This window comes from Dialister micraerophilus, from assembly GCF_947090205.1.
Taxonomy (GTDB): domain Bacteria; phylum Bacillota; class Negativicutes; order Veillonellales; family Dialisteraceae; genus Dialister; species Dialister micraerophilus.
This window is the reverse complement of sequence record NZ_CAMUNF010000005.1, coordinates 32397-52139: the sequence shown is the minus strand read 5'-3', so window position 1 is coordinate 52139 and position 19743 is coordinate 32397. Positions and strand designations below refer to the sequence as shown.

20 protein-coding genes are annotated in these 19743 nt (G+C 38.5%); 18 read left to right on the top strand and 2 right to left on the bottom strand.

The window, feature by feature from the left end; genetic code table 11:
* Positions 1-164: 164 nt before the first annotated feature.
* The 7 genes from ppsA to P6922_RS03980 all read left to right on the top strand — a co-directional run bounded on the left by ppsA (position 165) and on the right by P6922_RS03980 (position 8265).
* Positions 165-2543, top strand: a complete 2379-nt coding sequence (gene ppsA, locus P6922_RS04010) for a phosphoenolpyruvate synthase (RefSeq protein ID WP_276874526.1) — start codon at positions 165-167, stop codon at positions 2541-2543.
* A 33-nt stretch (positions 2544-2576) separates the two neighbouring features.
* The gene (locus tag P6922_RS04005; protein ID WP_276874524.1) at positions 2577-3212 is read left to right on the top strand and encodes a helix-turn-helix transcriptional regulator; all 636 of its coding nucleotides are present in this window, start codon (positions 2577-2579) and stop codon (positions 3210-3212) included.
* A 2-nt stretch (positions 3213-3214) separates the two neighbouring features.
* Positions 3215-4042 carry a pyruvate, water dikinase regulatory protein gene (locus P6922_RS04000; protein WP_276874522.1) on the top strand — a complete coding sequence of 276 codons (828 nt, stop codon included), beginning with the start codon at positions 3215-3217 and terminating at the stop codon, positions 4040-4042.
* Between the two features lie 159 nt (positions 4043-4201).
* A complete protein-coding gene (locus P6922_RS03995; RefSeq protein ID WP_276874520.1) occupies positions 4202-5215 on the top strand; it encodes a deoxyguanosinetriphosphate triphosphohydrolase in 1014 nt (337 codons plus the stop codon).
* A gap of 125 nt (positions 5216-5340) precedes the next feature.
* Entirely contained in the window at positions 5341-5682 is a 342-nt protein-coding gene (locus P6922_RS03990; RefSeq protein WP_007554829.1) for an ArsR/SmtB family transcription factor, read from the top strand.
* 263 nt (positions 5683-5945) lie between these two features.
* Positions 5946-7175: a DNA polymerase IV gene (gene dinB, locus P6922_RS03985; protein ID WP_276874517.1), complete on the top strand. Its 1230-nt coding sequence runs from the start codon at positions 5946-5948 to the stop codon at positions 7173-7175.
* Positions 7138-8265 carry a M20/M25/M40 family metallo-hydrolase gene (locus tag P6922_RS03980; RefSeq protein WP_276874515.1) on the top strand — a complete coding sequence of 376 codons (1128 nt, stop codon included), beginning with the start codon at positions 7138-7140 and terminating at the stop codon, positions 8263-8265. Before dinB ends, P6922_RS03980 begins: the two co-directional genes overlap by 38 nt.
* A 332-nt stretch (positions 8266-8597) precedes the next feature.
* On the opposite strand, the gene P6922_RS03975 is transcribed toward P6922_RS03980, so the two are convergent.
* The gene (locus P6922_RS03975; RefSeq protein WP_276874514.1) at positions 8598-9992 is read right to left on the bottom strand and encodes an NCS2 family permease; all 1395 of its coding nucleotides are present in this window, start codon (positions 9990-9992) and stop codon (positions 8598-8600) included.
* A 147-nt stretch (positions 9993-10139) separates the two neighbouring features.
* Here P6922_RS03975 and P6922_RS03970 point away from each other — a divergent pair, with 147 nt between their 5' ends.
* Positions 10140-11057 carry a radical SAM protein gene (locus P6922_RS03970; RefSeq protein WP_007554821.1) on the top strand — a complete coding sequence of 306 codons (918 nt, stop codon included), beginning with the start codon at positions 10140-10142 and terminating at the stop codon, positions 11055-11057.
* Positions 11058-11069: 12 nt separating this feature from the next.
* On the opposite strand, the gene P6922_RS03965 is transcribed toward P6922_RS03970, so the two are convergent.
* Positions 11070-11453 carry a thioesterase family protein gene (locus P6922_RS03965; protein WP_276874511.1) on the bottom strand — a complete coding sequence of 128 codons (384 nt, stop codon included), beginning with the start codon at positions 11451-11453 and terminating at the stop codon, positions 11070-11072.
* A 102-nt stretch (positions 11454-11555) separates the two neighbouring features.
* On the opposite strand from P6922_RS03965, the gene mltG reads away from it, so the two are divergent.
* The 10 genes from mltG to P6922_RS03915 all read left to right on the top strand — a co-directional run bounded on the left by mltG (position 11556) and on the right by P6922_RS03915 (position 19720).
* Entirely contained in the window at positions 11556-12596 is a 1041-nt protein-coding gene (mltG, locus tag P6922_RS03960) for an endolytic transglycosylase MltG (RefSeq protein WP_276874509.1), read from the top strand.
* Positions 12596-13189, top strand: a complete 594-nt coding sequence (locus P6922_RS03955; RefSeq protein ID WP_276874507.1) for an O-methyltransferase — start codon at positions 12596-12598, stop codon at positions 13187-13189. Before mltG ends, P6922_RS03955 begins: the two co-directional genes overlap by 1 nt.
* A complete protein-coding gene (locus P6922_RS03950; protein WP_007554907.1) occupies positions 13189-14421 on the top strand; it encodes a peptidase U32 family protein in 1233 nt (410 codons plus the stop codon). The genes P6922_RS03955 and P6922_RS03950 overlap by 1 nt, the downstream gene beginning before the upstream one ends.
* Positions 14411-14635: a DUF4911 domain-containing protein gene (locus tag P6922_RS03945; RefSeq protein ID WP_276874506.1), complete on the top strand. Its 225-nt coding sequence runs from the start codon at positions 14411-14413 to the stop codon at positions 14633-14635. The genes P6922_RS03950 and P6922_RS03945 overlap by 11 nt, the downstream gene beginning before the upstream one ends.
* A gap of 45 nt (positions 14636-14680) precedes the next feature.
* Positions 14681-16138, top strand: a complete 1458-nt coding sequence (locus P6922_RS03940) for a nicotinate phosphoribosyltransferase (RefSeq protein ID WP_007556115.1) — start codon at positions 14681-14683, stop codon at positions 16136-16138.
* Between the two features lie 113 nt (positions 16139-16251).
* A complete protein-coding gene (locus tag P6922_RS03935; protein ID WP_007554782.1) occupies positions 16252-16701 on the top strand; it encodes a universal stress protein in 450 nt (149 codons plus the stop codon).
* A 174-nt stretch (positions 16702-16875) separates the two neighbouring features.
* Complete coding sequence (locus P6922_RS03930) at positions 16876-17295, top strand: universal stress protein (protein ID WP_276874502.1); 420 nt, start codon at positions 16876-16878, stop codon at positions 17293-17295.
* Positions 17296-17518: 223 nt separating this feature from the next.
* Positions 17519-18445: a hypothetical protein gene (locus P6922_RS03925; protein ID WP_276874500.1), complete on the top strand. Its 927-nt coding sequence runs from the start codon at positions 17519-17521 to the stop codon at positions 18443-18445.
* 129 nt (positions 18446-18574) lie between these two features.
* The gene (locus P6922_RS03920) at positions 18575-19138 is read left to right on the top strand and encodes a folate family ECF transporter S component (protein ID WP_276874498.1); all 564 of its coding nucleotides are present in this window, start codon (positions 18575-18577) and stop codon (positions 19136-19138) included.
* A gap of 132 nt (positions 19139-19270) precedes the next feature.
* A complete protein-coding gene (locus tag P6922_RS03915) occupies positions 19271-19720 on the top strand; it encodes a universal stress protein (protein WP_007554895.1) in 450 nt (149 codons plus the stop codon).
* The last annotated feature ends 23 nt before the right edge of the window (positions 19721-19743 follow it).

The window sequence follows — 19743 nt, the reverse complement described above, 5'->3', positions numbered from 1 at the left end:
ATACAATTTTGAGACAAGCGGTAATGCTTGTCTTTTTTATTATATTTATTTATTACACTTTCTTATATTATTGACTTTTTATTTTAATCGGTATACTATAAATGTTGAAATGTCTGAAATAGCATACAATAAAAACTTTTAAGACACAGTCTAAGGGGGATATTATGGGAAATAATGGCAACGCATATGTGTTATGGTTTGAGGAGTTGCGTAGAGCCGATGTGAGTATTGTCGGCGGTAAGTCTTCTTCTTTGGGTGAACTTACTTCCGCAACGAAGGTTCCTGTGCCGTACGGATATGCGACAACGGCTGATGCCTATCGTTATTTTATGGAAAAAACCGGACAGAATAAAAAAATTCATGAATTGCTCGGAACTTTGAGTGATGTTGAAGATTCTCAGGAGTTGCAAGATGTTTGTTTGAAAATTCGTCAGAGTATCATTTCTGCGGAAATGCCGAGTGATTTGGCAAATACTATCGGTGATGCTTATGATGAACTTGCAAAGCGTGTGGGTGTGAGCGATCCTTATGTGGCTGTAAGATCTTCCGCAACTGCTGAAGATTTGCCGGATGCTTCTTTTGCCGGTCAGCAGGATACTTATCTTAATGTAAAGGGTAAGGATATGGTTATTCGTAAGGTTAAGGAATGTTATGCTTCCACTTTTACGGATCGTGCCGTTTATTATAGAGAAAAGCAAGGTTTTGCTCATGAGGATGTAGCTTTGTCGGCTGCCATTCAGATGATGGCGGATGCAAAGGCTGCAGGTGTCATGTTTACGGTAGATTTGGCTACCGGTGCCGATGATCGTATTATGATCGAGGGTGCTTGGGGCCTCGGTGAATACATTGTTCAGGGTACAGTTACTCCGGATAATTATGTTGTAAAGAAAGATGATTTGTCTATTATTTCCAGAAGTATTACCGAAAAGAGCATTCAACTTGTGAGAAAAGAAGGCGGAGATGTCGTTGAGACGATTGTGCCGGAAGAACTTTCCAAAAAGCAAGTTATTTCAGATGAACAGATCGCGGAACTTGCAAATTATGCAAAACAGATAGAAAAACATTACGGTTGCTACATGGATATGGAATGGGCAGTGGATCATGAAAATCGTTTGTGGATTCTTCAGGCAAGACCTGAAACCGTATGGTCAAGAAAGAATAAGAAATCTGCTGAGGAGGAAGTAAAATTGAACATTACCGAAGAACATAATGTGGTTGTAAAGGGTCTTCCGGCAAGCCCGGGTGTTGCTTGCGGTAAGGTTCATGTAATTATCGATCCTAAGGATATTCACGAGTTTAATGAGGGTGAAATTCTCGTTACTACAATGACAGCTCCGGATTGGGTGCCGGCTATGAAGAAGGCTATTGCAATTATTACCGATGCCGGCGGTATGACTTGTCATGCGTCCATTGTTTCCCGTGAGTTGGGTATTCCTTGTATTGTAGGTACAAAGAGCAGAAGTGTCGAAGTTACAAAGACTTTGAAAACCGGTCAGGAAGTTACCGTAGATGCACAGAACGGTGTTGTTTATAGCGGTATCGTTTCCGATTTGATAAAGAAGGAAGAGGAACGTCATGAGGCGGTAGCGGTTGAATATTTCCCGCCGACAGGTACTCATGTAATGATGAATTTGGGAGATCCGGATTTGGCAGACAAGTATTCTAAGCTTCCTTGTGACGGTATCGGTTTGATGCGTGAAGAATTTATTTGGACAACTTTCATTCACGAACATCCTTTGTACCTTATCGAAACGGGCAGACCTGAAGTCGTTATAGATAAATTGGCGGAAGGTATCAGCAAAGTTTGTCGTGCAATGGCTCCTCGTCCGGTTGTACTTCGTTTCTCCGATTTCAAGTCCGGTGAGTATCGTGATTTGAAGGGCGGAGATCGTTATGAACCTTTGGAACCGGCAGATTTGCTCGGTTGGAGAGGTGCATCACGTTATTATGATCCGAAGTATTCGGAAGCGTTCCGTCTTGAACTCAAAGCGGTAAAGAAGGTGCGTGAGGAATACGGTTTGAAGAATTTGAATTGTATGATTCCTTTCTGTCGTACGGTTGAAGAGGCGGAAAAGATTACTTCCATTATGCGTGAAGAAGGACTTGTAAGAGGTCCGGATTTCAAACTTTACCTTATGGCGGAACTTCCGGCGAATATTATTATGGCGGATCGTTTCAACAAGTATGTTGACGGTTACTCAATCGGTTCGAACGATTTGACGATGCTTATACTCGGTTGCGACAGAAATAACGATACCGTTTCACATTTATTTGATGAAAGAAATATTGCTATAAAGCGTGCCGTTCGTCATTTAATCAAGGCGGCACACAAGGACGGAAAGACAGTTTCCATTTGCGGACAGGCACCGTCGGTATATCCTGATTTTACAGAATTTTTGATTAAGAGCGGTATAGATTGCGTATCCGTAAATCCCGATATGGTAAAGACTACAAAGAGAAATGTTGCACACATCGAACAGCGTATTATGCTTGATGCGGCAACCGGAAGAGGATTGGCGGAAACAGAAGATTACGAGTGGTAATATCAATATAAATTGATGGATAGGATGGATAACATGCAATTAACTAGTCGACAGAAAGAGATAGCTCGTATTATACGTGAAAATGAACCGATAACAGGTGAAACTATCGCCGAGCGTCTTAATGTAACGAGAAGTGCATTAAGAGGTGATTTGGCGGTACTTCTTGCCGGAGAAATCATTGCGGCTCGCCGCAGATTGGGCTATTTTTACTTAGGTGGCGGTGAAAATCCGGTATCTGTGGAAATACGTTCAGTTACGGTGAAAGATTGCATGTCCCGTCCGATTATGGTAAAGAGCAGTGCAAATGCTTACGATGCGGCCGTACTTCTTTTTACCGAGGATATAGGAACCATATTTGTCGGACAGGAAGATGACGTTGCAGGTGTTGTATCGAGAAAAGACCTTTTGAAATGTGCAATGGGAAATGACGATTTGACGAAAGTACCGATTTCAATGGTTATGACCTCACGTGCAAAGATGATTTATGCCGAACCTACCGAAGATTTGGTAAGTATTGCACAAAAGATGATAGATTATGAAATAGACTGTTTACCCGTAGGAAAATTTGAAGATGTTGATGGGGAGCGAAGATTTGTACTTGTAGGACGTATGTCAAAGACGAATATTACAAGACTTTTCCTCGAACTCGGTAAAGGTAAGCGGAGGTAATTATGGAAAAAATTCCGGAAATATATATAGTATCCGACTCTGTAGGTGAAACTGCGGAAAGCGTAGCGAAAGCCACAATTGCACAATTTGATGAAGATATAGAAATTACACGCATACCCTTTGTAAGGCACACCGAACAGATAAAACGTATAGTACAAGACGCATCGGAAAGCGGTGCAATGATTTGCCATACACTGGTGTCGATGGAGCTTAGAGAAACATTCGAAAGACTTGCAAAAAATGCCGGAGTTGCATACGTGGATATTCTCGGACCCATGCTCAAGACTTTGGAAACTATCACAACAACGAAACCGAAACTTAAACCCGGAATGATACATCGACTCGATGAAGAATATTTCAAAAAAGTGGAAGCAATCGAATTTGCGGTAAAATACGATGACGGAAAAATACCTTCGGGCTTTGAAAAGGCTGACATTGTACTTATCGGAGTATCACGTACTTCAAAAACTCCTTTGTCCATGTACATGGCACATAAGAGAATAAAGGTTGCAAATCTTCCTCTTGTTCCGGAAGTGAAATTGCCGGAAGAAATATTCAGAGTTCCGCCTCATCGTATAATCGGACTTATTATAGATCCCTATAAATTGAACGGGATACGTACCGAAAGAATGAAGGCGCTCGGATTTTCGGGAGTGGCAAATTATACCGATATTACACGAATACAGGACGAACTCGTATATGCAAAAGAAGTAATGCGAAGACTTCACTGTACCGTTATAGACGTATCGGATAAAGCGATAGAAGAAACTGCAAGCAAAATAATGGCGATAGTGGAAAAAAATAAAGAATTTTACGGTGATAAATATTAAAAGAAGCGACTGCAAAGTCGCTTTTTCTTTATGCAAATAAAAATATATGTTAAAGTAAATATATATTCAAAAGAATTTTTCTATATAAAATTAAGACCCGTTTGCAAATAAAAATGTATTTATTTCAAAAATATTTCAAATAAATGTAAAGGAGTAACAATGATACGAGAACGTACCGAAGAACGAGAAAGACGAACTTTGAGCAAGTATGCTATGCTTTCTGTCAATGCACATCGTAAGCATATCGAGCAGGAATGTCCTTTGCGTACAAAGTTTCAGCGTGATCGGGATCGCATATTGCACAGCAGTGCATTTCGAAGATTGAAACACAAAACGCAAGTATACATGGCGCCGAAGGGCGATTATTATCGCACACGCATGACACATACATTGGAAGTGGCACAAATAGCACGTACGGTAGCACGTGCATTGTCGCTGAACGAAGACCTTGCGGAAGCGGTTGCCTACGGACACGACTTGGGACATACACCGTTCGGACATATAGGTGAATTTGCACTTGCCGATGCATGCGGACATTTCAAGCACAATGAGCAAAGTGTAAGACTTGTAAGCAAAATCGAAAAAGACGGAAAAGGACTTAACTTGACGGATGCAGTATTGGACGGAATTTTGCATCATACCGGAGAAGTACTTGCAAAAACTCTTGAAGGTAAAATAGTGAAATACGCCGATCGTATCGCCTACCTTTGCCACGACTATGACGATGCACAGGCAAGCAAGATGCTGACACCTCAAGATTTACCGGAAGAGGTAAAAAAGCGTTTCGGCACAAGACACTCTCAAATCATCACATCAATGGTAAGCGAACTTGTCGAAAATTCAATAGACAAAAATGAAATACATATGTCCGAAAAAGGCGATGAAACCTTGCTGATATTCAGAAAATTCATGTTCGACAACGTATATTTGGCACCGGTTCTTATGCCGGAACGCAGAAGAGGCTACCACGTAGTAAAAGAATTGTACGGATATTTCATAAAAAATCCGAAAGACATACCGGAAAAATACAGAAAAATTGCAGAAGACGACAAACGTGCCGCACTTGACTTCGTATCCGGACTTACGGACTATTATGCAATAGATTTATATAGAGATATATTTATTCCCAGATACTGGAAAGCGGAACATGAGAAAATAAAATTATCAACTTAATGATGTATGACAATGGCATGAAACGTATAGACTATATTGACATGTTTGAGTATTTAAGCTATTATCTATTGTGAAGTTATAAAATTTTTTAATTGGAAAGCAGTATCACGATAGAGGAAAAGACAATGAATTTTGAGCCAAGCTATAAAGAATATGCAAATATATTCAAAGCATTATCTGATGAAACACGTTTGTGTATTGTAGACATGCTCTCGTGCAAAGAGATGTCGGCATGTGATATTTTGAGTAATTTTACACTGTCGCAATCTACCCTGAGCTATCACATGAAAATTCTGATTGAAGCAAAAGTTGTAAACTCCAGAAGAGAAGGTTTATGGACAAAGTATTCCATAAATGACGAAACATTCGGAAAAGTTATGGACTTCATTCCGGAACTGTACAAACTGAAAGATAAATGTATTTGCAAGCAAATAAAGTATTGCAAAGAAGACGAACAATGTGAATAATAATATGTGAATTGACTGATCGAAGTTGAATTCGACTTGAGCATTCGATTCGTTATAAGTGTAATTTTGTTTATTTTTCAAACCGAAATGAAGATTTACAAAATTCATAATGCTTGATGAAAAAAGGACGGTTTTATTCCGTCTTTTTTTGTTGCTTATCAATTGCGAAAGATTAATATGAGATTATTGTTTAATTATAAATTTGCACACTTTGTTTATAAAAATACGCTCCTTATGCTAATATATAAAAAAAAGGAGGTAAAATGCGTCGTTGGATAATGCATGTCGATATGGATGCTTTTTTCGCTTCCGTTGAACAGCGAGATAATCCGGAATGGAAAGGAAAACCCGTAATTGTCGGAGGTAAAACTTCAAGATCTGTAGTTGCGACCGCATCATATGAAGCACGCAAATTCGGAGTGCATTCGGCAATGCCGATAGCTGAAGCGTTGAAACTCTGTCCGGACGGTATATACGTAAAACCCCGAATGGATGTATATAGGAAAGTGTCTGAAGAAATACATAAAATAATGTATAATTATGCAGCAGAAATAGAACCGCTTTCGATGGACGAAGCATTCATGGATATATCCGGAATGAATAAGCAATATCCTACACTGAACGCCATAGGAGATGCGATAAGGAATGAAATAAAAGAAAAATTGCACCTTACCGCATCGGTAGGAATAGCACCGAATAAATTTCTTGCAAAAATTGCATCGGATATGAACAAGCCGGACGGACTTACGATAATACCGTACGGAAAAGAAAAAGAAACGATAGCACCTCTACCCGTACGTGCATTGTGGGGAGTGGGCAGGGTCACCGAGAAAACTCTTTTGAAACAAGGATATAAAACAATCGGAGATATACAAAAAGAAAACTATGACAGATTTTGTAAAAAAACGGGAAATATCGGAAAAAATTTGTACCTGCTTGCACAAGGAGTCGACAATCGTGAAGTAACGGCGGAACAGGCACCGAAGTCAATCGGAGATGAAACGACATATGCATACGATATTTTTGAAAAAGAAGATATCGAAAGAAAACTTATTATACACTGCGACATAGTTGCGCAAAGACTCAGAGAGAAAAAAATGTCCGCACGAACGATAACTTTGAGAGTAAGATTTGAATCTTTCAAAACAATCACGAGATCCATGTCGCAAGAAGAAGGACTGAACCTTACGGACGAAATATACAAAATTTGCAAACTGTTGATGAGCCGAATAAAAATCACCGAAAAAATACGGCTTTTGGGAGTATATGCATCGAACCTCACACCGCAAATGCACATGAAGTCGTTATTTGACGATAAAAGAGAAAAAAAGGAAAAAGCTGCAAAAGCAGTAGACGAAATACGTAAAAAATTCGGAAAAAACGCAATACAAAGAGCGATACATCTCGAAGAAAAAATACGTGAAATAAAGAGAAAAGAAAAAGAGGAGAAGAAGAATGGTAAACAAAGCAAGAATGAAGGAAACATTTTGTGAACTCGTAAGCATATATGCCGCAAGCAAAAAAGAAAGAGAAGTATGCGATTACTTGAAATGTAAACTCAAAGACCTCGGCGCATCAATCATAGTAGAAGACAGCGCCGGAGAAAAAACGGGCGGAAACAGCGGAAACCTCATAGCGATATTTCCGGAAACACAAGAAGGACTTCCGTCAATTGCAATTACGGGACACATGGACTGCGTTGAAAAATGTAAAAACATAAAACCGATACTGAAAGACGGAGTATTTCGTTCGGACGGAACAACGGTATTGGGAAGTGATGACAAAGCCGGAGTTACGGCGATACTCGAAGGCCTCTACCAAATGAAAGAAAAGAAAACGCCGCACGGAAAATTAACCGTAATATTTACAATACAAGAAGAAATCGGACTCATGGGTTCAAGATACTTTGATGCGACACTTGCCGGTGACGTGGACTACGGATACACATTTGACGGAGACGGAGAAGCCGGAACGGTATACAATGCCGGCCCGTCACAATACACAATGGAATACACGATAACGGGACGTGCCGCACATGCCGGAATGGAACCGGAAAAAGGAATAAATGCAATACAAATCGCCGGAATTGCAATTGCAAACTCACCCACGGGAAAAATAGATGACGAAACAACATGCAACATCGGAACGATAGAAGGCGGACTTGCAACAAACATCGTACCGGAAACCTGCATCGTACACTGCGAAGCGAGAAGCAGAAACAACGAAAAACTTGAAAAAACGGTAGAAAAAATCGACAACGCATTCAAAAATGCAACAGCAAAATATAAAGACGCAAAACTTACAATAAAGAAAAATAAAGAATACGAAGCATTCAACATAAAAGAAGACCATGAAGCGATGAAACTCTTTGCAAAAGCATGCAAAAACGGAGGCTACAAACTCGACATAAGACAAAGCAACGGAGGATCCGACTCCAATCTCTTCGTAACACACGGATTTGAAACACTTCTCGTAGGAGTAGGAATGACGGACTTCCATACAAACAAAGAAAGCCTGAAAGAAAAAGACCTCTACGAAGCCGGCGACCTCGTATGGCAAATAATAAACGCACAAACCGAATAAAAAGTAAAGCAACAATAAAAGGATATGAATATTCATATCCTTTTTTATTATGTGTAAAAAAATACGTTTAAATGTTATTGAAATATATATCCGTAAGAAGCATGATGAAATGATTGAAGAAATTTTATTGCAAGCGGTGTAAAAACATAAAAAGCCATGAGTAAAATCATGACTTTATGTTTGATGAATTTGTTTGTGCAAATATTTTCAGAAATATTTATTTTGTGAAAGAGAATGAAGTTTTATCATTCAAAATTCAAAGTAAAAAAGCCATGAGCTTATTTATTTTCTCAAAGTTACCGAAAAAGGTATAAGTTCATGACTTTTATTTTTTAAAGAAGCATATATTTTGCTATAAATATTATCGCCAATATGTACATCAATATACTTATTTTATTCGTCTTTCCGCAGAAAAGATTGATAAGTACGTAGGAAATTACGCCGAATGAAATTCCTTCGGATATGCTGTAGAAGAACGGCATTGCAAGTATTGCCAAGTAGCATGGAACCGCTTCGGTTATATCACTCAAATCAAGTTTTGCAACTGAAGTGAACATGAGGAATCCTACTACTACAAGTGCCGGAGCCGTTGCAAATCCCGGTATTGCCATGAATATCGGAGATAAGAAAAGCGAAATTATGAACAGTACAGCTACCGTTACCGCGGTAAGTCCCGTACGTCCGCCTTCAGATACACCTGCAGCACTTTCTACGAAAGTCGTTGTAGTACTTGTACCCAATACTGCACCGATAGATGTCGCTACGGCGTCCGCCAGCAATGCTCCTTTGATATTCGGAAGTTTTCCGTTTTCATCAAGCATGTTTGCTTTTGTGGAAACACCTACCAATGTACCCAGTGTGTCGAATATGTCGACAAAGAGGAATGAAAACAATACTACAATGAAGTTGAATGTAAGTATCTGTGAAAAATCAAGTTTGAAAAATATCGGAGAAATACTTGCCGGCCAAAGCGATGCAATTCCGTTAGGTAAATGCGGGAATGTCGAGAATGCTCCCAATTCCGGATTGGGTACATAAAGTCCCGTTGCCTCACAAATCATGCCTAAAATCCAAGTGGCAAGAACGCCCCAGAGAATATTTCCTTTTACATTTTTTGCAAGCAGAATTGAAGTGAAAAGTATACCGAATATAGCAATTACAACCGGTGTACCCGTAGATGCAAATGTTCCTGCAGTCAATGCACCTTTGAATGAAAACAAAGATATTTTCGTTGCAGGATTTGCAACTATAATATTTGCAGTTCCCATTCCGATGAATGCAATGAAAAGTCCTATACCTGCCGAAACAGCTTGTTTCAAGTTGAACGGTATGGCATTGAATATCGCTTCACGAATATTTGTAAGAGAAAGCACTATGAAGATAAGACCTTCTACAAATACCGCAGCAAGAGCCATTTCCCAAGAGTAGCCCATCTGTTTGCAAACCGTAAACGCAAAAAAAGCATTGAGTCCCATACCGGGTGCCAATGCAAACGGGTAGTTTGCGAAACCAGCCATCAATATCGTGCCTATAAATCCTGCCAATGCGGTTGCAGTCAAAACTGCACCTTTATCCATGCCTGCGGCACTTAAAATAGACGGATTGACAATTAAAATATATGCCATTGTCATAAATGTTGTAATACCGGCGATGATTTCAGTCTTTATGTCGGTACCATGCTCCGTCAAATGAAACAGTCGATCCAAAAAACCGGCCCTTTTTTCCATAAGAAGCTCCTTTCGCAACCAAATATAAAATTGTACGTGAACATTATAAACTCTTATCAAATTTCGTGCAATATTTTTTGGAAATTTTGTAATAAAAAATGCGTAGTGATAGAATATTTCTATAAATAAATGTGAAAGGGCGGAAAAATGGGAATTTGTAATGTTTGTCCCAGAGCGTGCAAAGTTTTTCGTAAAAATTCAATAAATGATAAAGGTCAAGTAGGATATTGCCGTTTGGGATACCTGCCGGTAGTTTCACGTGCGGCGCTTCATCATTGGGAAGAGCCTTGTATAAGCGGTACGAAGGGTGCAGGAACGGTATTTTTTGCCGGTTGCAATTTATCTTGCGTATATTGTCAGAATTATGAAATATCCGAATTGCGTAAGGGCAAGGAAATATCCGTTGAGCGTTTGAGAGAGATTTACCATGAACTTATCGCACGAGGTGCTCATAATATAGATCTTGTTACGCCTACACATTTCACACATGCAATATATCAAAGTCTGAATGAAGAATTGCCGGTTCCGGTTGTATACAATTGCGGCGGTTATGAAAGTCGAAGTGCGGTTGCGTTTTTGAGAAAGAAAATTCAAATATGGCTTCCGGATTTGAAGTACTCGGATGAAGAAGCTGCAAGAAAGTATAGTCGTGCGCCGGATTATTTCAATAAAGCGACTGCCGCCATAGAGCAAATGTATCGGCAGACCGGTCCTTATGAAATGGGAAGTGACGGACTTTTGAAAAAAGGTGTACTTGTACGTCATCTCATGCTTCCTTCTCAATGGGAAAATACAAAAGGTGTATTGGAATATATAGCCGAAACATTCGATAAAGGACAAATACTTTTCAGTCTGATGCGACAATACACACCGTACGGCAGAGCAAGCGAATTTCCTGAAATAAACAGAAAAATTACGGACGAAGAGTACGAACAAGCTCAAGAATACATGGAAGAACTCGGCATAGAAGACGGGTACGTGCAGCAAAAAGAATCATCAAGCAAACAATTTATACCTCTTTTCGACTGTTCGGGAGTATTGCAAGATGACGGCGGAGATATTTGAATAAAAGTGTGATTATTTGTTACTCAATTTGCTTATAAATTTTTCTTCATTTACAATCATTCGTAAATGCTTCGCATGTCCTATTGTTTTTGTTTTTTCTTTTGCAATTGCTTCAAATTCCAATTTTTTCCCGTCGACATGAATAAGTTTTGCGACAACACTTATCTCGGAATTTACGGCACTTGGTGCGATGTGATCAAGTTTGATTTGAAAACCTACCGTTGTAAAACCTTTCGGTAGATGATTTTCCGATGCTTTTACGCAAGTTTCTTCAATGTATGCGCAAAGTACGGGAGTTGCAAGTACCGGAAGAGAACCGCTTTTTATAAATTTTGCGGTTTCCGTCGATTTGATTTTAAAAGTTGAAGTTGCATTCAATCCTGTTTTTAAATTCATTTTTTCCTCCTTCATAATATTTTAGCTTATTTTTTTAAACAAAACACTGATTGTGGTATAATTGAGAATATTAAATGTGTTTCGGTTTAAGTGAGGATTATTTTGGATAAATTTTTATTTCTAAAAAAATCTTGCGATATGCAAACAAAAAGAAAATATATTGTCATGGCGGCAGTTTTTTTCATATGTCTTGTTGCATTCGCTTTTTTTTATTTTTACGCTTTCGATAAAAGAAGCGGAAATAAAGAAGTAATGTTGGAAATACCGGCACATGCCACCGGAAGACAGATTTCAAAAATACTCGAAGATAACGGTATCGTAAGAAGTGCATTTTTGTTTCGTGTGGCGGTTTTCGTTACACATGAAGACGGTACTTTGCAGAGCGGTTTTTATAAATTGCATCAAGGTTTGACTATACGTGAAACAATTTCCGAGTTGCACAAGGGCAGACATGCGTTTATTACGATTACAATTCCTGAAGGGTCGAATGTTTACCAAATTGCGGAAATTCTGAAAAAATCCGGATTTACGAATACGGACGACTTCATAGATGTAGCATCCGACTACGGGTCTTTGAGTTATATGTACGGACCTGAAAGTGCGAAGATAAAAGCGGAAGGATTTTTGAAAGCGGATACGTATGATATACCCAAAGAGTACACTTCCAAGCAGATTTGCGATTTGATGTATAAAAGTACGGACAAAATGCTTGATGAAAATATACGTAAACGTGCAAAGGCAAAGAATATGTCTTTGCACAAACTCATGACTCTTGCATCTATGGTGGAAAAGGAAGCGCTTTTCAAAGAAGATCAAAAAATGATTGCTTCCGTAATTTTGGCAAGGCTCGAAAAAAATATGCCGTTGCAAATAGATGCGACAGTTCAGTATGTTCTCGATTGGAACAAAAAAGAATTGTCGGTTGAAGATACGAAAGTTGCATCACCCTACAATACATACATGAGAGTAGGACTTCCTCCCGGACCTATTGCAAGTCCCGGTATAGATGCGATAAATGCCGTACTTGATGCAAAAGCGGGAGAATACCTTTACTATGTCGCCACAAAGGACGGACATCATGTATTCTCGAAAACGTATGAGGAACATCAGGCACAAATAGAAAAAATTTATACGGAGGGGTAATGGATAAATTTGTTTCAAAAGTAATGAAAGAGCTTGAATTTGAGGCTGAAACTTACAATATACCGATAATTCGTGAATCCGAACGTCAATTACTTTTTAAAACAGTTTATGAAAACAAACCGAAAAGAATTTTGGAAATAGGTACGGCAATCGGATTTTCCGCATTGCTTATGGCCACGGCAAACGATGATGCAATTATAGATACCGTAGAAAAAGATACGAAAAGATTTGAACGTGCAAAAAAAGCAATCGAAGATGCAAATATGACGGAACGTATAAATTGTATTTCAGGTGATGCGGACAAGGTAATATCCGAACTTTCGGCAAATTACGATTTTGTTTACTTGGACGGACCGAAGGGGCAATATCTGAATCATTTGAAGAAAATTGAAAAAATACTTTCCGAAAAAGCTGTAATCGTTGCCGACAATGTACTTTTCAAAGGACTTGTAAAAAGCGTGGAATATCCTCCGCATCGGTATCGCACCATAGTTGTGAGACTGAGAGAATACTTGGAATATGTAAATCGTGAGTATTCTACTGTAATTTATGAAGAAGGAGACGGAATGGCTATATCATTTCGAAACAAATAATGGAAAAAATGGAGTTGTTGGCACCTGCCGGTAATATGGAAAAAATGAAAATGGCATTTCGCTTCGGTGCGGATGCCGTATTTTTGGCGGGAAAACAGTTCGGTTTGCGTGCATATGGCGGAAACTTTTCAAAAGAACAATTGAAGGAAGCCGTAGATTACGCACACGAGCGAGGTAAAAAAGTATATATAACGGTAAATATAATTCCACGTGAAGATGAATTGGAAGGGCTTGACGACTATCTCAAGTATCTTTATGAAATAAAAGTCGATGCGGTAATCGTTTCGGATTTGGGAATATTTTCCGTATGTCGTGAAGTGACACCGAATTTGCCGGTACATATCAGTACTCAAGCAAGCACCGCAAATTGGCGAGCGGCAAAAATGTGGAAAGATATGGGTGCCGAGCGCATAGTGCTTGCACGTGAAGTGTCCGTTTCGGAAATGGCGGATATACGTAAAAAAGTAGATGTCGAACTTGAAGTATTCGGCCACGGCGCAATGTGCATATCATGGTCGGGACGTTGTCTTTTGTCGAATTTTTTCACACACGGTAAAAGACAATCCAACCGAGGAGAATGTATACAGGCATGCAGATTCAAGTATTCCGTAATGGAAGAATCACGTCCGGGACAATATTTTCCGATAGAAGAAGACGAACACGGTACATATATTTTCAACAGTAAAGACTTATGTCTTATCGAGCATATACCGGAACTTGCAGAAGCCGGAGTATCAAGCTTGAAAATCGAAGGACGAATGAAAAGCGTATACTATGTAGCGGCAGTCATAGCTACATATCGAAAAGCAATCGATGCATACTATCGTGAAAAAGAAAATTACAAATTCAGACCGGAATGGAAAGAAGAACTCGAAAAAATTTCACACCGTCCGTACACGACAGGTTTTGCATTTGCCCAAGCGGACGAAAAAGCTCAGGAATACGAAAAATCACAACCGGTACAACCGTATGATTTTATCGGCATGATTAAAACATATGATGAAAATACGAAAACCGCACAAGTACAACAGAGAAATCATTTCAAAGTCGGAGAAATCGTAGAATGCTTAAGTCCGAGCGGAGAAGTATTTCCTTTGGAAATAGGAAAACTCACAAACAAGGACGGAGAACAAGTGGAAAAAGCACCTCATCCTTTGGAAGAACTTACAATGGAAGCTTATCGTAAACTTGAACCGTATACGATTATGAGGAGAAAAGCAAATGGAAGATAATTATTTATACATAGAAGTACGCCCGTCGGACGTGAACTATGTAAACAGAATATTGGAAGGATACGAATACTTGGGCGTTTTGACAACGATAAACACTCAACGCTCGACATGTGTAGTACATACGACAAAAGATACGAGAGATCTTGCAATAGACGTACTTACACACTTGGATGTGCCGGTGAAAATATTGAAAAACAGAGAAGATGCAAAATAAGGAGAAATCGAAAGATTCTCCTTTGTTTCACAAGGAGGAGTTTTTATGAACTGTAAAGGACTTGTAACCGACTTGTACCAATTGACAATGGCAAATGCACTTTTCAAACGAAACGAACACGAAAAGAAAGTTGTATTCGACAGATTTTACAGAAAAAATCCGTTTGACGGAGCATACACTGTAGTTGCCGGTATTTCACATTTAATCAAATTTATAAAAGAATTCAGATACTCTAAAGAAGATATAGAATACTTGCGAAGTCTGAATAAATTTTATCCGGAGTTTTTGGACTATCTTGAAAACTTCGAATTCAAAGGAAGCATTTATGCAATGAAAGAAGGTACAATTGCATTTCCGAAAGAAACTTTACTTAGATTTCACGGAACGATAACCGAGGCGATGCTCTTGGAAACCGGACTTTCAATGATAATGAACCACGAAAGTCTGATTGCAACAAAAGCAAGACGCATGCGCATCGCCGCAAAAAACGACATGCTCATGGAATTCGGACTTAGACGTGCACAAGGGCACTCTGCATCTCTGTGGGGGACACGTGCCGCAGTCATCGGAGGATTCAACGGTACATCACATGTCGAAGCCGGAAAACTTTTCGGACTTCCGGTCATGGGTACTATGGCACACAGTTGGGTAATGAGTTTTGATACCGAACTTGAAGCGTTCCGTGAATATGCAAGACAATACGATGAAAATATTATATTGCTTGTAGATACCTACAACGTACTTTCCGGAGGAATACCGAATGCGGTAAAAGTATTCAAAGAACTTCGAGCTGAAAACAGACTTCCAAAAAAATACGGAATACGTATAGACAGCGGAGATTTGGCATATCTGTCGAAAAAAGCAAGAGAAATATTCGACAAAGAAGGATTTGAAGATGCAATCATTTCCGCATCCAACGACCTTGATGAATACAGCATAGAACTCTTAAAAGCACAAGGTTGCACGGTCACATCTTGGGGCGTAGGTACGAAAGTAATAACCGCAGACGGGACAAGTGCATTGGGCGGAGTCTTCAAAATGTGCGAAAAAGAAACCGGAAACGGATTTGAATCGGTAATGAAAATTTCAAATGATGTTGCGAAAATGACAAATCCCGGAGTAAAAAGTGTAAGACGTTTTTACAAAAAGAAAAACGGTAAAATCATAACCGACCTCATGTGCCTTGAAAGTGAACCGATGCCGAAAGGTGAAGAATTTACATTCACCACCGAATCTGCAAACTGGCGTACGAAAACACTCAAAAAAGACAGCTACATCGTGGAAGATATGCTCAAACCGATTATTATAAACGGGAAAATCTGTAAACAACCTTCATTTGAAGAAACAATTGAATATTCAAAATCACAAATGAAATCGTTATGGCCGGAATACACAAGATTTCTGATGCCGCACCAAATGGAAATAAATACATCCGTTTTATTGCAGAAAAAGAAAAAAGAAATAATCAAGCTTGAATTATCCAAAAACAGTGCTGTCGAATAAATCAAATAATAAAAAAATTCAATAAAGCAAAAATCAATTAAGTGCTATAATGTATATGAAGAATAATGAAAAATTCTTGATAAAGGCAAAAATAAAGGAAGAAGGCGACAAGTATGTTAAAGTACAAAAATATATTGGTTCCTTATGACGGTTCCGACCATGCGAGAGAAGCATTGAAACAAGCGGTAGACATGGCTCAAAACTCCGAAGACTGCACACTTCACGTAGCATCTGTATGCAACATGGTGGCAGCGGTACGTAAATCGGACCAAGCATCAATCTCCGAAGGTAAACTTACTGCGGAACTTGCCGAAGACTCCGAAATGGAAGCAAGAGAAGCATTGAAAGAAGCTGAAAAATTAATACCGCAAGACCTTCCGGCAAATATGATTTATGAAATAGGATCACCGACACAAGTACTCTTGGAAATTGCAGAAAAATACAACTGCGATTTAATAGTTATGGGATCAAGAGGATTGGGACCTATAAAAGGAATATTTATGGGATCGGTATCAAGCTACTTGGTAAGTCATGCAAAAGTACCGGTATGCATAGTAAAATAACGAAAGGGAATCGCAAAAGCGGTTCCTTTTTTGTAAATAAAAAGAAAATAAAAAATGAATATTAAGGTATAAAAAAATGCTATAATTTTATTGCCTTTAATATAAAAAATAATGGTGATATAATTAATTAAACGACAACAAGTCGAAAAAATGATTATGGAAGGCGGAATTCAAATGTTAAATTACAAAAATATATTAGTTCCGTATGACGGATCCGATCATGCCCGCAAAGCGTTGGAACACGCAATCGACCTTGCACAATGTTCAAAAGAATGTAAAATGTATATCGCAACGATATTTTCAAAAGCAAAAGCTTTGAAACACAGTGAAGAAAAAAGCGTAGAAGAGTTAAGACAAATCGCAAAAGATGAATTGGAAAAAGCAGCAGCAAAAGTTCCTGAAACGGTAAAAAAAGAAACGATTTTCCTGGAAGGCGAACCAAGACCGGAACTTCTAATGTTGGCTGAGAAACATAATTGCGATCTTATAGTAATGGGTTCAAGAGGATTGGGACCGATAGAAGGAATACTCATGGGATCGGTATCAAGCTATCTTGTAAGCCACTCCAAAGCGCAAGTTTACATTATAAAATAAAATTAAGGACTGCAAAAGCGGTCCTTTTTAAATGCCTAAAATAAAAGTAAGCATGGTATTAAATAAAATATTTATAAAATAATAAGAACAAGTTGAAAAATACAGTTTATAAATGTTAATATAATATTATAAATATTGTTTTGTTTAGAGGAAACACGGAAACTCTTAAGCAAAAAATATTTTAACGTTTTTACTGTTTTATATTTTTTGAGGAGGAATTCTTATGAAAAAGATTCTCGCAATGGCAGCGGTAGTTGCTCTTACAGCAGGCGTATCCGGATACGCTGCAAACGTGAACGGCAATGTAAAATTTTCCGGAGATGTAAATGTGAAGTATTTGAATGTAAAAAACCATGATGATCCTATAGCTGCACGTGTACGTTTGCAGGCTGATGCAGATTTGACAGATGAAGTGACAGTAAGCGGACGTGTTGCTTTCAGTAATTTGTTCAATGTGGATAATAACGTTAAACATGTAGCTTTGGATCGTTTACACGTTGTTTATTCACCGGCTCAGGTTGAAGGTTTGAAATTGGACCTCGGACGTACAGGTGTTACATTGGGAAGCGATAAAGACGTTTTCGACAACAGCTTTGACGGTGTTGTTGTATCTTACGCAAAAGACCAATATGCAGTAGAAGCAGGTTGCGGTAAAAATCGTTTGTTTGAAAATTTCAATGTATTCACTGATGTAAAAGATGCGGATAACGTAGGATACTTGAAGGGTTCATTCGATGTAAATAATCAAGTGAAGGTTGGAGGATTCTTTGTACGTTCACTTGGCGAAAACAAGGTAAATGCATACGGAATTAACGCTAATGCCGATGTTGCCGAAAACGTTTCAGTATTCGGTGATATTGTAAAAGTTGATGCTCCTAAAGATCCGACTGTCAAGGTTATCGGTGTAAAATACGGTAATGTAAATGATACGGTAGGAAGCTGGGAAGCAAAACTTAAGTACTACGATAAAGATTCGAATGAAATTTTTGAAAATTTGGGAATTTCAGAAGATTTATCCATGTGGAAAGCGGAAGCAAAGGCTACCGTATATGAAGATGTAACATTGAAAGCTGCGTTGGAATTCAACAAAAAAGAAGCTGGAGTTAAAGCAGACAACACTTGGGGACTTGAATTCAACTACGCATTCTAATCGATTTAAAACGGTGGGGAAACCTGCCGTTTTTTTATTTTGTAAATTTTTACGGATGTGTAAGAAAAGTAATAAATCAAATGGTACAATGTACAATAGTATAATTATTTTTGAAAAGAGGGTGTTATATTGAACGACTTGAAAAATGCTAAAGTATTGAGTTTGATTTCCGTATTTATTGTGATGAGTATTATCTCATCGAAATTTCTTTCCATTCACTTTATAACGATGAAAACCGGAGTTACATTTATAGTAAGTGCGTTGACATGTGCGATATTCGGACCGGTAATTTCCATTATAAGTGTAATTGTTGAAGATTTTATCGGAAATGCTTTTTTTTCTTCCGCCGGCGGATTTTACTTTCCCTTCGTGATTACAAGAATAGTAACCGCACTCGTTTACAGTTATTTTTTTTACAGAAAAGATATAACGAAGAAAAATATTCTTATTGCGGTATTTGTAAATTCTCTTTTGACGAGTGTATTTTTAAATACATTATGGGTTTCTCAGGTTACCGGAAATACTTTTATTATGCAATTATATGCAAGAGTACCTATTATTTTATTTAACTATGTAATGAATAGCGTTGTACTCGTTCTTGTATTTCCTAAACTTGTACGAATTTTGAGAACGGAAATTTCAAGTATGAATGCTGCACCTTTGAATGCACCGTATAAAAAAAGTTCGGTGTGATTTTGTAAAAAGTACTTGCAAAATATGTAAAATGAGTTAAACTTTAATTTACATGGCGTACATGGTAAAATATAGGTGATATTTTACGTAGGAGTACGGAAAAAGGGGCATAAGAGAAAGGCGGAATAAAGTATGTTGGAATATAAGAATATTATCGTTCCTTATGACGGAACCGAAAATGCAAAGAAAGCACTGAGAGCGGCTGTTCAGCTTGCAAAATGCTCCGAGGATTGCAAAATATATATAGCATCGGTTTGTAATCTTGCTGCCGCTATGACAAGTTTCGATCAAACTTCCATAAAGGAAGGAAGTCTTGCGACAAAGATGTCGGAGGATATGGAATCTTTGAGTAAGAAACATTTGAGAGAGGCCGATGAAATCGTGCCTGACGACATAGAACATGAAATGCTTCTTGAAGTAGGTTCACCCGGACCGGTCATTCTTGAACTTTCCGAAGAATACGAATGTGATCTTATCGTTATGGGAAGTCGAGGATTGGGACAGATAAAAGGTTTACTTATGGGATCGGTGTCCGGTTACTTGTTGAGTCGCTCGAAAATACCTGTATTTGTAGTGAAGTAAGAATTTAAGGGGATCGATTTTTT